This window comes from Anaeromonas gelatinilytica, assembly GCF_016820635.1.
Lineage (GTDB): Bacteria > Bacillota > Clostridia > Tissierellales > SIT17 > Anaeromonas > Anaeromonas gelatinilytica.
Genome location: NZ_WSFU01000142.1, coordinates 1 through 17367, shown reverse-complemented (window position 1 = coordinate 17367; position 17367 = coordinate 1). Strand labels below are relative to the sequence as shown.

Annotated in this window: 18 protein-coding genes and 1 pseudogene; 17 read left to right on the top strand and 2 right to left on the bottom strand. The window is 32.9% G+C overall.

From position 1 onward, the window contains the following. The first annotated feature begins 4 nt into the window (after window positions 1–4). From GOQ29_RS14195 to GOQ29_RS14160, 8 genes are all read left to right on the top strand, one after another. Entirely contained in the window at window positions 5–1012 is a 1008-nt protein-coding gene (locus GOQ29_RS14195) for a LacI family DNA-binding transcriptional regulator (RefSeq protein WP_203373331.1), read from the top strand. Window positions 1013–1014: 2 nt separating this feature from the next. Beyond that, on the top strand, window positions 1015–1917 hold the full coding sequence (rbsK, locus tag GOQ29_RS14190) for a ribokinase (protein ID WP_203373330.1): 903 nt from the start codon (window positions 1015–1017) through the stop codon (window positions 1915–1917). Window positions 1918–1937: 20 nt separating this feature from the next. Next, a complete protein-coding gene (locus GOQ29_RS14185; RefSeq protein ID WP_203373329.1) occupies window positions 1938–3029 on the top strand; it encodes a BMP family ABC transporter substrate-binding protein in 1092 nt (363 codons plus the stop codon). A 96-nt stretch (window positions 3030–3125) separates the two neighbouring features. Further along, complete coding sequence (locus GOQ29_RS14180) at window positions 3126–4682, top strand: ABC transporter ATP-binding protein (protein ID WP_203373328.1); 1557 nt, start codon at window positions 3126–3128, stop codon at window positions 4680–4682. Beyond that, window positions 4672–5721, top strand: coding sequence for an ABC transporter permease (locus GOQ29_RS14175; protein WP_203373327.1), 1050 nt, complete (start codon window positions 4672–4674; stop codon window positions 5719–5721). Before GOQ29_RS14180 ends, GOQ29_RS14175 begins: the two co-directional genes overlap by 11 nt. After that, on the top strand, window positions 5714–6634 hold the full coding sequence (locus GOQ29_RS14170) for an ABC transporter permease (RefSeq protein WP_203373326.1): 921 nt from the start codon (window positions 5714–5716) through the stop codon (window positions 6632–6634). The genes GOQ29_RS14175 and GOQ29_RS14170 overlap by 8 nt, the downstream gene beginning before the upstream one ends. A 2-nt stretch (window positions 6635–6636) precedes the next feature. Then, a complete protein-coding gene (locus GOQ29_RS14165) occupies window positions 6637–7557 on the top strand; it encodes a nucleoside hydrolase (protein WP_203373325.1) in 921 nt (306 codons plus the stop codon). Window positions 7558–7585: 28 nt separating this feature from the next. Then, window positions 7586–8968: an ADP-ribosylglycohydrolase family protein gene (locus tag GOQ29_RS14160; RefSeq protein ID WP_203373324.1), complete on the top strand. Its 1383-nt coding sequence runs from the start codon at window positions 7586–7588 to the stop codon at window positions 8966–8968. A 107-nt stretch (window positions 8969–9075) separates the two neighbouring features. Here the strand turns inward: GOQ29_RS14160 and GOQ29_RS14155 are convergent, their stop codons facing one another. Together GOQ29_RS14155 and GOQ29_RS14150 are read right to left on the bottom strand one after the other, a co-directional pair. After that, window positions 9076–10461, bottom strand: a complete 1386-nt coding sequence (locus GOQ29_RS14155; protein ID WP_203373323.1) for a sensor histidine kinase — start codon at window positions 10459–10461, stop codon at window positions 9076–9078. 1 nt (window position 10462) lies between these two features. Continuing rightward, a complete protein-coding gene (locus tag GOQ29_RS14150) occupies window positions 10463–11167 on the bottom strand; it encodes a response regulator transcription factor (protein ID WP_203373322.1) in 705 nt (234 codons plus the stop codon). Window positions 11168–11347: 180 nt separating this feature from the next. Here GOQ29_RS14150 and GOQ29_RS14145 point away from each other — a divergent pair, with 180 nt between their 5' ends. The 9 genes and pseudogenes from GOQ29_RS14145 to GOQ29_RS14110 all read left to right on the top strand — a co-directional run bounded on the left by GOQ29_RS14145 (window position 11348) and on the right by GOQ29_RS14110 (window position 17353). Next, a complete protein-coding gene (locus GOQ29_RS14145) occupies window positions 11348–12103 on the top strand; it encodes an ABC transporter ATP-binding protein (RefSeq protein ID WP_203373321.1) in 756 nt (251 codons plus the stop codon). Next, window positions 12100–12822, top strand: a complete 723-nt coding sequence (locus tag GOQ29_RS14140; protein ID WP_203373320.1) for an ABC transporter permease — start codon at window positions 12100–12102, stop codon at window positions 12820–12822. Before GOQ29_RS14145 ends, GOQ29_RS14140 begins: the two co-directional genes overlap by 4 nt. After that, the gene (locus GOQ29_RS14135; protein ID WP_203373319.1) at window positions 12819–13589 is read left to right on the top strand and encodes an ABC transporter permease; all 771 of its coding nucleotides are present in this window, start codon (window positions 12819–12821) and stop codon (window positions 13587–13589) included. Before GOQ29_RS14140 ends, GOQ29_RS14135 begins: the two co-directional genes overlap by 4 nt. A 7-nt stretch (window positions 13590–13596) precedes the next feature. After that, window positions 13597–13881, top strand: coding sequence for a hypothetical protein (locus tag GOQ29_RS14130; protein ID WP_203373318.1), 285 nt, complete (start codon window positions 13597–13599; stop codon window positions 13879–13881). A 149-nt stretch (window positions 13882–14030) separates the two neighbouring features. Next, the gene (locus tag GOQ29_RS14125; protein ID WP_203373339.1) at window positions 14031–14810 is read left to right on the top strand and encodes a PTS sugar transporter subunit IIC; all 780 of its coding nucleotides are present in this window, start codon (window positions 14031–14033) and stop codon (window positions 14808–14810) included. A 10-nt stretch (window positions 14811–14820) separates the two neighbouring features. Further along, window positions 14821–15342, top strand: coding sequence for a GrdB-related putative oxidoreductase (locus GOQ29_RS14120; protein WP_203373317.1), 522 nt, complete (start codon window positions 14821–14823; stop codon window positions 15340–15342). A gap of 64 nt (window positions 15343–15406) precedes the next feature. After that, window positions 15407–15691: a hypothetical protein gene (locus GOQ29_RS15125; RefSeq protein ID WP_350446035.1), complete on the top strand. Its 285-nt coding sequence runs from the start codon at window positions 15407–15409 to the stop codon at window positions 15689–15691. Between the two features lie 21 nt (window positions 15692–15712). After that, window positions 15713–16531, top strand: a pseudogene (locus GOQ29_RS14115) (M20/M25/M40 family metallo-hydrolase); the annotation flags it as partial. Window positions 16532–16573: 42 nt separating this feature from the next. Next, on the top strand, window positions 16574–17353 hold the full coding sequence (locus tag GOQ29_RS14110; protein ID WP_203373316.1) for a glycosylasparaginase: 780 nt from the start codon (window positions 16574–16576) through the stop codon (window positions 17351–17353). The last annotated feature ends 14 nt before the right edge of the window (window positions 17354–17367 follow it).

Below are 17367 nucleotides of genomic sequence, written 5' to 3'. Positions count from 1 at the left end.
TGTATTGGCTGTAACTATAAAAGATATTGCAAGAATTGCTAATGTTTCGATAGCTACTGTTTCTAAAGTTATAAATGGAAAAGATAGTGATTTAAGTGAAAAGACTATAGAAAATGTAAAAAGAATTATAGAGGAAGAAAATTATTCTCCTAATAGTTTAGCTCGTAGTATGATTACAAAGAAGACAAAGACTATTGGGCTTATAATACCTGATGTTAGCAACCCTTTCTTTACTGATTTAACTAGAGGAGCAGAGGATATTGCAAATAAGAGAGGGTATAGTATATTTTATTGTAATACTGATGATGATTTGGATAAAGAAATAAGATATATTAATAATTTGATAGAAAAACAAGTTGATGGTATTGCATTATCTGGTGCTATAGTAAGGGATAAAAGAAGAGAAAGAAATATAAACATAAATGTACCTATTGTTTCTCTTGATAGGGAAGTATATTTTAAAGGAATACAAGGAAATATTGAAGTTGATAATTTTAATGGTGCTTATGAGGCAGTAAATTATTTGATAGAAATAGGACATAAAAGCATATTATTTTTATCTGGACAGTTAGATATTAGACCTTCTAAGAAGAGACTTGAAGGGTATAAAAAGGCTCTTAAGGACAACGATATCCCCTTTGATGAAGATTTAGTTATAGTTGGAGAATTTAGTAGTGATTTTGGATATAAAATAATGAATGAGATGCAATTGAAAGATGATACTAAAGCTATATTTTGTGGGAATGATTTGATAGCTATAGGAGCTATGAATGCATTGAAGGAAAAAGGAAAAAGAATTCCTGGAGATGTTAGTATAGTGGGATTTGATGATATATACATATCATCCCTTGTTAATCCAAGACTTACTACTGTTATGCAACCAAGTTATGACATTGGATATAAAGCTGTAGAACGATTGATTGATATTATTGAAAAAAAGGATTCTGCAAATAAAGAAGTAAAAATACAAACGAAACTAATAATTAGAGAATCTACTAGTAAGAGGGCATAAAAATGAAGAAAGTTCTTATAATAGGAAGTTTAAATATGGATATGATTGTTTCTGTTGATAGTATTCCTCAGATAGGAGAGACGATAATTTCTAATTCCGTAGAGAAATATAGTGGAGGAAAAGGCGGAAATCAGGCAGTTGCATGTGCTAGGTTTAATGCTGATACTTACATGCTGGCTTCAATTGGAAATGATCAAAATGGGAGAAAACTAAAAGAAGATTTAGAACGAGAAGGTATAGATACTACTGGAATTAAGGTGCATGAATATAATAAGACGGGTATGGCATGGATTACAGTAGATAATGAGGGTAATAATTCTATAGTAGTTATACCTGGAACTAATGGTGATTTTACTAAAGAATTTATTGATGAAAATGAAAAAATCATAGGACAAGCAGATATTATTTTGTTACAAATGGAAATACCTGTAGATGTAGTTGAGTATGCCATAGATAAAGGAAGGGAAAATGATGCTTTTATAATATTAAATCCCGCTCCCGCTAGAGTATTAAGTGAAAAGTTATTAAGTAAAATTGATGTAATTACACCTAATGAAAATGAATTAGCTACATTGACTAAATCGAGTGATTTGAGTACTAATAGTGAAAAAGCAAAATATTTGATTGATTTAGGTGTAAAGAATGTTATTTGTACTCTTGGAGAAAGTGGAGCTCTATTTATAAATAGTGAAGAAGAATTGTATTTTCCTCCTTATCCAGTAAATGCAATTGATACTACTGGTGCAGGAGATTGTTTTAATGGAGTTTTGGCAGCAGAAATTTCTAAAGGTAGGGATATGAAACAAGCTATAGAAAATGCAATACTTGCTTCAGCAGTAAGTGTTACTAGAAGAGGTGCACAACCATCTATGCCAGTAAGGCAGGATATAATGAACAAAATTTAAATTTAAATGGAGGAATTAAAATGAAGAAAACAGCTTTATTTGTCACTGTTATATTGATATTGTCACTAGTATTAGGTGCATGTTCTGGTGATGATACTTCAGGAGAGGATTCAAAAGATGAATTGAAGGTAGCATTATTGATTCCTGGGACATTGGGAGATAAATCATTTTTTGACTCTGCTAATGCAGGTTTAGAGCTTGTAAAGAAAGAGCTTGGTGCAAAAACAAAGGTTATAGAAATGGGGACTGATTCAACTAAATGGGAACCTACTTTTGTTGACGTATCAGAAGGAGATTGGGATATTATCATTTCTGGAAATGATACTACAGAATTGATGAATGAAATAGCTAAAGAATATCCTGATAAGAGATATATTAATTTTGACACATTTATAGAAGAAACACCTGATAATGTTTATTCTATGTTTTATAGTACAAATGAAGTATCTTATTTAGCAGGAGCTCTTGCTAGTTTAGTTACAACTTCAGAAATGGAACTTGCAAATAGTGAAAATACAATTGGATTTTTAGGTGGGGCAGATACTCCAGGAATAAATGACTTTTTGGTAGGATATATAGAAGGGGCACAATATGTTGATCCTGAAATAAAAGTATTAGTATCCTATGCTGGTAATTTTACAGATCCGGCTAAAGGTAAAGAGCTAGGGATTGTACAGTATAATTCTGGTGTTGATATTAGTTTTAATGTTGCTGGTGGTACAGGTTTAGGATTAATGGATGCTGCAAATGAAGAAGATGCATATGCTATAGGTGTAGATTCAGATCAAGCAATGTTATTTAAGGATTCTGATCCAGAGAAAGCAGAACGTATCGTATCTTCCGCAGTAAAAAGAATAGATATAGCTATATTTAATGCAGTAGAAAAACATATAGCTGGAGAATTGGAATATGGTACTCATAATGAAATGGGAGTAGCAGAAGAAGCTGTGGAGCTTGCTAAAAATGAATACTACGAAGAACTACCTCAAGAAATAAAAGATAGAATTAAAGAGATAGAAGAGAAAATTAAAAGTGGTGAAATAACTGTAGGAACTGCTTTTGGTATATCTACAGAAAAAATAGAAGAATTAAGAGAGTCAGTTAGACCTTAGTTACTGATAGATTTTATAATATATTAATTAGGTTTTACATTATGTAAAACCTAATTAATATATATTCTAATATCTAAAAAGAAAGGTAGTCTATTTATGGATAACTATATTTTAGAATTAAAAAATATAATGAAATTATATAATAATGGTGTAGTTGCAAACAAAAAAGTCAATTTTGAATTAAAAGAAGGAGAGATACATGCTATTGTAGGAGAAAATGGTGCAGGTAAATCCACTTTGATGAAAATACTTTTTGGGATGGAACAACCAACATCTGGTGAAATATTTTTTAAAGGTAAAAAAACAAATATAGAGGGGTCAGATAAAGCAATTGAAATGGGTATAGGAATGGTGCATCAACATTTTATGCTTGTACCTTCATTTACTATTGCTCAAAATATGATTCTTGGAATGGAGCCTAAAAAAGGTATTTCAATAGATTATAATAAAGCAACAGATATGATAAAGGATTTAATCAAAGTATATAATTTAAAAGTAGATCCAAATATGAAAACAGAAGATTTATCTGTAGGGATGAAACAGAAGGTTGAAATATTAAAAGCCCTTTTAAGAGGGGCAAAAATACTTATACTTGATGAGCCTACTGCAGTGTTGACTCCTCAAGAAACAGATGAATTATTTGTACAGCTTAAGAAATTAAAAGAAAATGGTCATACTATAATATTTATATCCCATAAGCTTAGGGAGGTAAAGAGTATTTGTGATAGGGTAACTGTTATTAAGAAAGGTTTGACCATGGGAACATATAATGTTTCTGATATGACGGAACAAGAAATTTCAAATATTATGATAGGTAGAGATGTGGTATTAAAATATGATAAAAGAAAGAATGAAAAGGGAGAAGCTTTATTAAAGGTAGAAAATTTATCATATAAAGGTATTGAAGGAAATTATATATTAAAGGATATAAATTTCACGTTAAACAGGGGAAATATCTTAGGAATTGCAGGCATTGAAGGAAATGGTCAAAGGGAATTGATAAGTATAATAACAGGAAATAAGAAGAACTATGAAGGTAATGTATTCTTAGGGGAGAAAAGTATACAGAAATTGTCTATAGGAGAAATAAAAAATTATGGGATGTCATATATTCCAGAAGACAGAATGACAGATGGAGTTGCTAAAGAGGCATTTATAATGGAAAATTTAATAGGAAATAGATATAAAAGTTCAGAATTAAATAATGGTCTATTATTTGATATGAATAAAATAAACAAGCTTTCAGAAGAACTTGTATCTAGTTATGATGTAGTATGCAAAGATATAGAGCAAAAGGTAGAAAGTTTATCTGGTGGAAATATACAAAAGATTGTTGTAGCTAGAGAATGTTCTATAGATCCAGAAGTTTTAATTGCAGAGCAACCGACCCGTGGAGTAGATGTAGGGGCAGCCCATTTTATACATGAGGAAATAATCAAATTAAGAGATGATAAAACAGCAGTATTATTAGTTAGTGCAGATTTGAATGAAGCAATGGAATTAAGCGATTCTTTGATAGTAATGTTTGAAGGTAAAATTGTAGCTTATTTTGAAGATGTAAAGGAAACTGATGAAGAAGAATTAGGATTATACATGCTAGGAATCAAAAGACAAAGTGAAGAAGAGATTAGGAGGGCTATAGATGAATGTTGAAAAACGATTTGAAATAGTAAGAACTTTTGTTGCTGTTACTATTTCACTTTTGATAGGTTTTGCTATTATATTATTTGCAAGTGATGAACCTTTATCGACACTATATTACTTTATAATAAGCCCTTCAACTAAAATGAGATATCTTGGGAATGTAGTAGAATTGGCAATTCCTTTAATATTTTCGGGTCTAGCAACTTCTATTTTATTTCAAACTGGATTATTTAATCTAGGGTCAGAAGGAGTATTTTATTTTAGTGGATTATTAGCTTCAATAATAGGAATAAAATTTTCACTTTCGTTTATATTTCATCCAATACTTGCTATATTAATAGGAAGCTTATTTGGGATGATAGTTATGTTATTGATTGGATTTTTTAAGGCAAAATGGAATGCATCAGAACTTGTTATTTCGTTGATGTTTAATAGTATATTTTTTGGCATAGGTGCATATATATTAAACTTTTATTTTAGAGATCCAAACGTGTCAGGAGTATATTCATTTAAAATGAATGAAAGTGTTTTTTTAAATAAAATAATACCTGGAACTAGGATTCACACAGGATTGATTATAGCTTTACTAACTGTATTTCTTGTTTATTTGTTTTTATATAGAACAAGATGGGGTTATGAAATAAGGATGACAGGATTGAACAAGAGATTCGGAAAATATACAGGCATGAATACTACAAAAGTTATATTGATTGCTAGTATATTAGCCGGTGCCATTGCTGGTATGGGAGGAGCAGTTGAGATAATAGGAATGTATGATAGATTTAAATGGTCTGCACTTCCTGGCTTGGGATTTGATGGTGCATTAATAGCTATGCTTGCAAAAAACAAACCTAAAAACGTAATCTTTGCTGCATTATTCTTAGCATATATAAGGATTGGAGCAGATTTAATGGCAAGGATGACAGATATACCTTCTGAAATGGTATACATTCTTCAGGCGATTATAATTCTCTTCATATCAGGGAAAAAATTCTTAGAAGGCTATAAAGAAAAATCATTATTAAAGGAGGTAAAGAATAATGAATAGTTTTTTTGATACAATCTTTACTTCTGATTTTGTATTTTCAACTATAAGGGTTACAACACCAATATTATTTGCTGCCTTGGGAGCATTGATCTCTAACAAGGCTGGATCTCCAAATATTGGTCTAGAAGGTATAATGCTTATGTCTGCTTTGGGAGGGGTTGTATTTAGTGCTTATACGGGAAGTGCATTTATAGGTTTGTTAGGAGCTGTTTTAGTAGGACTTATATCTGCAAGTATCTTAGCATATTTCACATTGAAATTAAAGACTGATGTTATTCTTGGAGGTATTGCAATAAACTTCTTTGCAGATGGTGGTACAATATTTTTACTATATTATTTGACAGGAGATAAAGGTACATCATCTTCTTTACCTAGTAAAGTTTTGCCTAATATAGATTTACCTATTATTCAGAATATACCAGTTTTAGGTGACATAATTTCAGGACATAATATACTCACATATGTAGCGATAATCCTTATCATAGGAGTATGGTATTTATTAAATAAAACTGCAACTGGACTTAGAATAAAATCAGTTGGAGAGAATGAAGATGCAGCAAAATCAGTAGGTGTAAATATTATGAAGGTAAGATATTTAGCTATGGCTCTAAGTGGTGTGTTTGCAGGTTTGGGTGGTGCTTTTTTATCTATGGGATATGTATCATGGTTTTCTCGTGGAATGTCAGCAGGAAGAGGATGGATTGCCTTGGCAGCAGAAGCTATGGGGAGAGGTACAGTTCTTGGAACCACATTATCATCCATTTTATTTGGAGCAGCTGATGCATTATCAAATACTCTTCAATTATTAGGTATACCTTCAGAGCTGATTTCTATAATACCATATCTTGCAACCGTTATTGGGCTATTGATATATGCAATAAATAATACTAAAAAAAGAAAGTTGAAGGAGTAATTATGAGAAATATAATTATAGATTGTGATCCTGGACATGATGATGCAATAGCTATTCTTATGGCAATTGCAAATAAAGATAAATTAAATATTTTAGGGATAACTACTGTAGGTGGTAATGGTTTATTGGATAATGTGACTAAAAACGCTTTAAAGATATTGTCCTTAGTAGATGAAAATATACCGGTAGCTTCAGGAGCAAGAAGACCTCTTATTCGGGAAATTCATACTGGAACTGATTTTCATGGAGATTCTGGAATGGATGGTCCCATATTAGAAGATCCTAAGTATGAGATAGTTTCTATGAATGCTGTAGAGTTTATGTATGAAAAAATAAAAGAATCGACCAGTAAGGTTACATTAGTTCCACTGGGCCCTCTTACAAATATAGCCTTATTATTAAAAACTTACCCATCAATTAAAGAAAAAATAGAATTAATATCTTTGATGGGAGGAGGAATAAATGTAGGGAATAGAACTGCTGCAGCTGAATTTAATATCTATGTAGATCCTGAGGCAGCGAAAATAGTATTCAATTCTGGAGTGGATATTGTTATGGCAGGTTTAGACGTGACTAATAAGGCTATGATTATGGATGATGAGTTGGAAATGTTAAAAAACAAAGGTAAGATTTCTAATTTTGTTTTAGAATTATTAGAGTTTTATGGAAAGGGAAGTAAGGAATTTGGATTTGAGGGAAGTTGTCTACATGATCCCTGTGCAATTGGATACCTTTTAAGGTCGGATTTATTTAAAGGTAAGATGTATCACGTAGATATTGAAACAGAAGGAACTATTACTAGAGGCATGACTTTAGCGGATAAAAGACCTGTTTCTGAAAGAGATAAGAATGTTTATGTATTATTAGATTTGAATCGTAAAGAATTTGTGGATTATGTATGTGAATGTGTAACAAAGGTATGATGATGTTTTTTAAAAATAAATAATGGTGGTGATAAAAATTAAAGCATGGAAATATTCTAAGGAATTAGTAAATGATGCTAAGGGACATATTGTAATAGAGAAAGATGAAGACTGGAAACAGAGTGATTCACAAAAATATGAGATGAATAAAATAAGAACCATATGGTTTAGTAAAGCACCAGGTTCAGGAGCTCCTTCATCACTTATTTCAGGAGCAATACAAGCTACTGAAAATATGGGGATGGATGTAAGAGAGGCAGAAGAGTATTTTCAAAAGGGTAAAATAGCTTATGATAATAAAGATAATACCAATTTAATGAGATATACTGTTAAGATATTTCAATCATTAAATAATGCAGAAAAAAATCCAAAACATAAATATTGGAATTATAAGATTTATGAGTCTTGGAAAGAGTTTAAAGATAATAGTAAATTTCCAAACAAAAAAAATGTGAATTTAGAAATATTAGATAATCAGATATATTGGGGATGGATGGGGCAAATATGTGGAGGGTCATATGGAACTGCCCTTGAAGGATATTCTAGAGAAACTATAAAAAGAGATTTTCAGGATATAAATGGTTATCTAAAGCCTCCTAGTGCTTATAATGATGATATAACATTTGAAATAGCATTTTTACTTTCGAAATACAAATATGGTAAGGATTTAGATTCAGAAAAAATTTCTGGAAATTGGACAGCGTTAATACCCTATGCATGGTCTGCAGAAGATATAGCTCTGAAAAATTTACTTTTAGGTAAATTACCTCCACTATCGGGTAAGGATAATAATCCTTATAGAGAATGGATAGGTGCTCAGATGAGAGGAGCGATTTGTGGAATGGTTGCACCGGGAGATCCTTTAGAAGCAGCAAGATTAGCATGGCTAGATGGACAGATATCCCATTATAACAATGGAATCATTGGAGAAGTTTTTAATGCCATAATGACATCCCTTGCCTTTGTAGAAAGTGATATCAGAAAAATAATAAAAGATACCATAGAAATATTACCAGAGGATAGTCAGTATAAAAGTGTTGTGAAATTTGCATTGGATACTTGTGAAAAGGTAGAAGATCCAGAAGAAGCTTTTATTATATGTGAGAAAGAATTTGAAAGGTATAATTTAGTTCATTCATATCCTAATGCAGCTATAGAAGTAATATCTCTGTGGTTTGGTGAAGGGGATTACAATAAAACTATATATTTAGTAGGACTTGCTGGATTAGATGTAGATTGTAATGCTGGACAGGTAGGTAATATAGTAGGAGTTTTGAATTCAAAAAGTGGTTTAGAAGAAAAATGGACAGAACCTATAGGTTATCAATTTAAAACATATGTAAGAAACTATGAAATTATAACTATAGATGAACTTGTAAAATTAACAAAGGAAAGTATAAACAAAATCTAGTATTTTCTGTGGATGAACGATATAGTGTTCATCCATTTTTTTTAATACAATAAAAAGCAGAGGAAACGAAATCCTCTGCTTTTCTTATCAACCATATTACATTGAGATTATAAGGGCAAAATCAGTTTTACTTCAAAACCGCCATATTGACTTTGCTCAATAATAGTTTCTCCGTTGTGGGATGATATGATTTGCTTTACAATCAGCAATCCCAAACCATGTCGTTGTTCAGAAGTGTTTTCGTCGCAAACCATATAGTGCGGTGAGTTGTTAAGTTTTTCAATTTGTTCGTCTGTTGCCCCAATACCATCATCGGCAACACTGATACAGCATCTATTGTTGTCTGCGGTAACGGAAACAAATATTTTACAGCCGTTTTTATTGTGGTTAATGCTGTTTTGTATCAGGTTACCGATAGCTCTTTTTATTAAGTCTTTATTAGCGTTTACTATACAGGTGTTTAAGGAATTGTCTGTAAGCCATTTAATGTGATACTTATCCCCAATACCTATGTCAATGAAATCAACAACGACCTGCCGAGCAATGGCAACCATATTTTCTTGCTTTGGTTTTATTGGTTGCATATTATATTCCAGTTTTGATGCAAGGTTAAGGTCATTAATCAAGTTTTTCATTCGTTCACTTTGTCTAAGGATAACAGTAGCCTTTTTGCGTTCCTCATCTGATAAATGCGTGTCGCTTTCTAATTGACCTGCGTATCCCATTACCATAGATAACGGTGTTCGTATATCGTGAGATACTCCTGCAATCCAATTTGCTCTGGCGGTTTCCTTTTTCCTAAGCTGATAGTTTTGAGATTGCAATATCTCAGAAGTACGATTGATTTTGATATAAAGCTCAGATAATACGCCTTTCTCCTTTAGGCATACAGGTTGTTCCGTAGGTAATGCTTGGATACCGTCTGCTATAGGCTTAATTGATTTCAATAGTTTTGTATTTACAACCATATAGATTATAAAAATTAAAAGTACATTAGCGGCGAGAACAGCAAGAATGGTTTGTGGCAAGTTTTCGATAAAACGATAATCCCAACTTGGCCACATATGTTTCCAATAACTATCCTTTGGATAACCGAGTATTATTAATCCATCCTCAGCTTCGCCAGTAAAGGTAGGGTATCCATCGATATATCCACGAGTGAGATTAGCTATATCGGATGCAGTAAACTCAAGTGGTATACTTTCAGGAAGATTATCGGAATGCCAAACTGATTTGCCTGTTGCATTATCAATGTAGATTGCCCAAGTATTTTCTTTGTGAAGTTCCGTTGTCATTTCATCTGACAGTACATATCCCTGTTCTATTGACTGTAATGCTTCTGCCGTTTCGTCAGCCGTAATCCACGGTGAACCATTTGGAGATTGATAAGCGGTAATGATAGCTAAGGCGATGAAGTTAAAGACAACGATTAGGATTGAGCTAAGCAACAAAATGCCAACAAATCGTCGTATTAACTTTGGCACACTTTTCATATTATTTGCCCTCCACAATCAGCTTATAGCCTAAACCCTTTATTGTTATGAGAGAAACAGGCTGAGAGGGACTTTTTTCAATCTTTTCACGGATGCGGCAAATATGTGCCATTAAAGAGTTCTGATAACCGAAAGGATTATCACCCCACGCCGCTTCACATAGAGCATCAATTGTTACGATATGTCCTGCATTATGATATAAAGCGATAAGGATGTCATATTCCTTTGCCGTTAGTGCAATATGTTCTCCATCTTTAATGACTTCTGCACGGTCAAAATCAATCTCGCTATTATACAATTTAACAATAGGATTTTCGTCCTTATAGCTTCTGCGTAGGATTGCATTTATCCGATATGTCAGTTCTTTTGGCAAAAAGGGTTTCACGATGTAATCGTCCGCACCAAGATCGAAGCCACGGAATTTATCCTCATCTTCTCCACGGGCTGTTAAAAAGAGAATTGGGTAATCCGCTTGACTCTTTAACTGTTCCATTAAAGCAAAGCCATCTCCATCTGGTAGCATTATATCGAGAATAGCAAGCTCTGGTACAAACTTGTTTGCTGCTAAGATAGCTTCTTTCATGGATTTTGCTGTTTGTATGTTATGAAAGCCGTCCTCGTTTAAGATGGACAAGACCATATCTAATATCTCCTGCTCGTCATCTACAAGCAGTATGCGTTTTTGCTTCAAATAGTTGAAGTCCATTATATCACCTTCTTTACGTCCTACATTATAGCATAGATTTATGACTTTTTTCTATTTTACGAAAAATGTAAGGTGGATGTAAGGTAGAGAGAATGTTAGCACAAGGTTGGTCGTGTAAAATAAGTGGCGTAAACAAAAGGAGCAAAATACTATGAACATTAACGAAAGGAGCAAAACACTATGAACATTATTGAAACCAATAACTTAACTAAGACTTATGCCGATTTCACAGCAGTATCAGGCATCAATCTTCATATTCCCAAAGGTACGGTTTATGGATTTCTCGGTCCCAACGGAGCAGGAAAATCTACTACGATGAAAATGTTTCTGGGACTCACACAACCAACAAACGGTTCATTTACCATTGACGGAAAAAAATATCCTCAAAATCGAGTTGATATTTTGAAAGAGATAGGCTCGTTCATCGAAGCACCTGCATTTTATGGAAATCTCAGCGGAGAGGAAAATTTGGAGATTGTCCGTAAGATTTTAGGCTTGCCAAAATCTTCTGTAACGGAAGCTCTCGAACTGGTTGGACTGACTCAGCACAAAAAAAGGCTTGCAAAAAAGTATTCTCTTGGTATGAAGCAGAGATTGGGATTGGCAAGTGCTTTGATTGGCAGACCGCCTATTTTGATGCTTGATGAGCCGACAAACGGACTTGACCCCGTAGGTATTCACGAAATTAGAACACTTATTCGTTCTCTTCCCGAAAAGTTTGATTGTACAGTTTTAGTGTCCTCACATCTGCTTTCCGAAATAGAACTAATGGCAGACAATATCGGTATCCTTAACCACGGACATCTTATTTTCGAGGGAATGCTTGATATTTTGAAGCAAAATATAGCTGCACAGGGTTATCCCACTGATAATTTGGAAGATACTTTCCTTGCGTTGATTGATGCAGACAACAAACAGCGAGGTGTCGTGAGATGAGCGTTTTTTTGGAATGTAAAAAGATAAAACGAACAGGTTTTATTCCTACATTTTTAAGTGGAGGATTGTTGGCAGCGGCTATACCTGTTTTGAATATGGCAGTACGTTCGGAAAACTATGTTGGTTTATCAGATACGCCGCTTCAAATTCTCCTTGATGCAAATTGGCAGATGATGGCGATGTTGAATGTTCTGCTGATAGTTGCAGGGGCTTGTCTTATGTATCATACAGAATATGCGGATAATGCCATTCAGAAAATGAGAACGCTGCCCTTGAAAGAGAGTCAGATGTTCTTTGGAAAGGTCATCTTATTGTCCGCTATGTTCGTAGTCGTTCTTGTGATTGAAGCAACCTCGTTAGCCTTTTGCTCATTCCATTGGTTTGAAGTATATAACGATTTCTGGTTAGAGACTGGCAAAACCTTAGGTTATTCTCTGCTTTTGACTTTACCAAGCGTTATTCTATCGATGCTTATTTCTTCTGCTTGCAAAAATATGTGGGTATCACTCGGAATTGGCGTGGTTTGCGTTTTTACGGCAACGATGGTGCCTGTTAAGAATTTTATTCTGTCAATATTTCCATTCGCAATGCCTTTTCAGATTTTTGGAGGTACAGATGCAGAAAGAACACTTCAATTTATTTACGTAGCTCTCATTGAAATTGTTGTTATTGGAATTGCAGAGCTGTTATTTATAAAGGTTAGGAGGTCGTTTGAATGAGTTTTTTATCATTGGTCGGCGTTGAGTTAAAAAAAATCAAACGCTCAAAAATAATGTTGATATTACTTACTGCCACGATAATTCTGTGGCTGCCTTCTATCTTTAATGCTGATATGAATTTCGGTATGCAGGCAGAAGGTATTTCACCAGAAAACAACTTTTTGATTCAAGGTTTTTTAGGAATGGCGTGGTTTATGTTTCCTGCCAGTATGGTTGTGGGAACAGTGCTATTGAGCCAAACTGAAAGAAGCAACAATGGTATTTTCAAAATGCTTGCTTTACCGATTAACACAGCAAAGCTATGTATGGCAAAATTCGTTGTGCTTCTTACGCTTGCGGCAAGCCAGATTTTAATGACGGTAGGAATATATTTTATCAGTGCTGCTATCGTAACTCAGATACAAAGCTATGATTTTATTCTTTCACCGTTATTTGTTTTGAAAGAAGCAGGATTGATATACCTTTTTTCCATACCGATGATTGCATTTTTCTGGGTACTCTCTATTTGTATTCGGACTCCGATTTTTTCAATAGGTGCAGGTTTGGCATTCATTGTTCCATCGGTTTTAATGATTAACACAAAAATTTGGTTTGCATATCCGATGTGTTATCCGTTTTACGTAATTACATCAGAATACGGAAAACTTGCAACAAATCTTTCTACTGCACAAATAGACTTGATACCGTGGCTTCCGATTGCTGTGGTAGTAGTAATTATATGTTTGGCTGTTTCCTGCTTCCGTTTTGGGCAGGCAGAAAGGAGATAATTTTATTATGAAAAACAAAGTTTTAACTGCTATTTCGACTATTATGCTTTTTGTTCCGTGGACGATACTCATACTTAGAACAAATCAATGGGCATTGGAATCTCCAGTTGCGGAAATTATGATTTCCTGCTATGCAGCATTTATGATTTTTAGCGGCATCTTTACCATTGTTTCTTATGTGAAAGCAAATGCACAAAATAATCTGATGAAGATATGCCTTGTTGTAAACAGCTTATATGCTGTTGGTGGAGTTGCTGCTTTTGCAATGATGGTAGTACCTAAATTTATGTAAGGGGGCATTCTGATGAAACACACAAAAATAATTGCAACAATACTCATACTTTGCTTAGTATTTTGTTTTACAGGATGCAGTAATGATTATGAACATGGCGGCAAAGAGTGGAAAGATAATATTATAAATGGCTTCAATGATTCGATGCAATCATTCAGCTATTCTTTTTAGTAAGAATTGGATTTGAATTAACATCATATGAATCTGCACATAATTATATATATATTGTATTGCAAACTCCATTAATGGGAGTGGGAAATAGTTTGGGTGCACAGATTGTATATGTTGTGTCTAGTTCTGTTTTTTGGTTCTTTGGTATCAATGGTCCTGCTGTTACAAATTCAGTTTTTTTTCCAATATTTAGAACTTTATCTATAGAAAACTTAGCAGCATTTGAAGCAGGCTTGCCATTACCTCACATATATACAGGTCAATTTGTCGATTTGTTTCAAACCTTTGGTGGAGGGGGAAGTACACTTTCTTTAGTTATTCTTATGATGATGGTTTGTAAATCACAAAGAATTAGAAAATTGGGGAATTTATCTATTGTACCTGGAATATTTGGTATTAATGAACCAATTATATTTGGGTTACCAATAGTGTTAAATCCTATAATGATTATACCTTTTATAGGTGTACCTTTTGTGAATACAGTTTTATCGGCTATAGCCTTTGAAACAGGATTTTTACCATATACTAATGGAGTTGCGCTACCTTGGGCTACGCCTTTAGGATTTTCAGGTTATTTATCAACAGGGAGTATGAAAGCAGCAATTTTCCAAGTAATATTAGTAGCTTTAGGATGTTTAGTATATTATCCATTTATAAAAGTATTAGATAAAAATTATTTAAAAGATGAACAGTCTAATACTGAAGAGGATGAGTTAGAAGATATTTCATTTGAAGATTTATCTATGGAGGATTTATAGGAGGTAAAAAATGAAAGTTTTAATGATATTTGATCAAATACAAGCCGGAATGGGTAGTAAGGAAAAATCTGATATTCCTCTAGGAGGTAAAAAAGGAGAAATAGGTTCAGTACCTATGATTAAGCCACATCTTCAAGAAGTGGATGGTGAAGTTATTGCTTGTTTGTATTGTGGAGATAAATATTTTAAGGAAAATGAAGATGAAGTATCAAAGAAAATGGTATCAATGGTTAAAAAATTGAATCCAGATATAGTAATTTGTGGACCAGCATACAATTATAAAGGTTATGCTTATATGAGTGCTCGACTTGCAAAGAAATTAAATGAAAATACAGACATACCAGCACTTGCTGTTATGTCTGAGGAGAATGAAGATATTATTTTAAAGTATAAGAATTCAGTAAATATTGTGAAGATGCCTAAAAAAAGTGGTATTGGATTGAAAAAAGCATTAAATAATATATGTATATTGGCAGAAAAAATATTTAATAAAGAGGATATTGAAGAATTGAAAAAGAATATATGTTATTAGAATCATATAAGGTAGTCTGAGGTAAGACTACCTTATATGATGGTTTTTACTGGAGGGTTATATAATGGAACAAATTTTAATGGATAATATTGATAGGTATAAGGACAAATTATTAGAATCTATTGTAGAAGTTGTGAATATACCCAGTATTAAAGGAAAATCAAATTTGAATGCTCCTTTTGGAGAGAATGTAAAGTATGCATTGTTGAAAATCTTAGAAATAGCTGAAGGATTGGGATTTAAAACTAAAAACTTAGATAATTATATAGGATATGCTCAGTATGGCGATGGAGAAGATTATATAGGAGTTTTAGGGCATTTAGACGTTGTTGATGTGGGAGAAGGTTGAAAAAATCCTCCTTTTAGCGGTCATATTGAGAATAGAAAAATATATGGTAGAGGTGTATTAGACAATAAAGGTCCAATTATAGCGGCACTTTATGGATTATATGCTATTAAAGAGTCTGAACTTAAAATTAATAAACCAGTAAGAATCATATTTGGAACTGATGAAGAAAGTGGATTTAATGATATTCCGTACTATTTAGAAAGAGAGAAACCTCCTATAATGGGTTTCACACCTGATTGTAAATATCCAGTGGTATATGGTGAAAGAGGAAGGGCAAATGTACAATTTGGAATAGAATATAATTATGAAAATTATGAAAGTATGGCAATGGAATTGTTTGATTTTTTAAATACTTATATCCTTTCTAGTAAAAGTAGTGGTGATAGATTGGGCATAAATTTCAGTGATCATGAGTTTGATACTATGGAGATGAAAAATTATAAGATTGAAATGAAAGATTCTAAAATATTATTTAATATTAGTCTGAGTTATCCAGCAAATATTAATATAGATGAAATATTAAGGAAGATAAAGTCTAAATTAACTAATAATATAAAATTAAAATTATTATTAAATTATGATCCAGTGAAATTTAAAAAAAATTCTTCTTTAATTAAATCTTTGCAAAAAGCATATGAGGATATAACTGGCTTAGATGGTACTCCTGTTACTACAACTGGAGGAACTTATGCTAAAATAATGCCTAATATTGTTCCTTTTGGACCTTCTTTTCAAGGACAAAAGGGTATAGCTCATAATCCAAATGAATATATGGATATAAATGATATTATCTTAAATGCAAAGATTTTTGCTCAAGGAATATATAATCTAGCAAAGTAAAGGTTTAATTATAATAGATAAAATAGAAATGAGGGATAAAATATGAGTTGGGGAATTATTGCTACATGGAGAATGGCTTTAGAAGGTATTCAAGAAGGTGTTAAATGTTTGCAAAATAAAGGAAATTCTGGAGATGCTATTGAGAAGGCTATAAAAATGGTAGAGGATTTTCCATATTATAAATCTGTTGGATATGGTGGACTTCCTAATGAGAATGGAGAGATAGAATTAGATGCAGCTTTTATGGATGGTGATAGTTTGTCTATTGGAGCTGTTGCAGGAATAAAAGACTTTAAAAATCCAATAAGTATTGCTAGAAAATTAAGTGGAGAAAGAGTAAATTGTTTTTTAGTAGGACAAGGAGCTGAAGAGTATGCTCATAAAAATGAATTTGAAAGAGTAAATATGCTTACTGATAGGGCAATTATCCATTATAAAAATAGGCTGAAGGAAACTGTTGATAAAGGTTTAAGCCCTTATTCTGGACACGATACTGTAGGAATGATTGCTTTAGATTCAAACAACTCTATGGTAGGTGGAACATCTACAAGCGGATTATTTATGAAAAAAAGAGGACGAACTGGAGATTCAGCAATATCTGGTTCTGGATTTTATGTGGATAGTGAAATAGGAGGAGCAACAGCAACAGGGCTTGGAGAAGATATCATGAAGGGATGTACATCATATGAAATTGTTAGATTGATGAAAGAAGGGTATAGTCCTCAAGAGGCAGCAGATAAAGCTGTGAATGATATTAATAATTTACTTATAAATAGTGGATTGCGAAATGCAATTTTAAATTTATCCACAGAAAAACAATGAAAAATCCGGTAGGA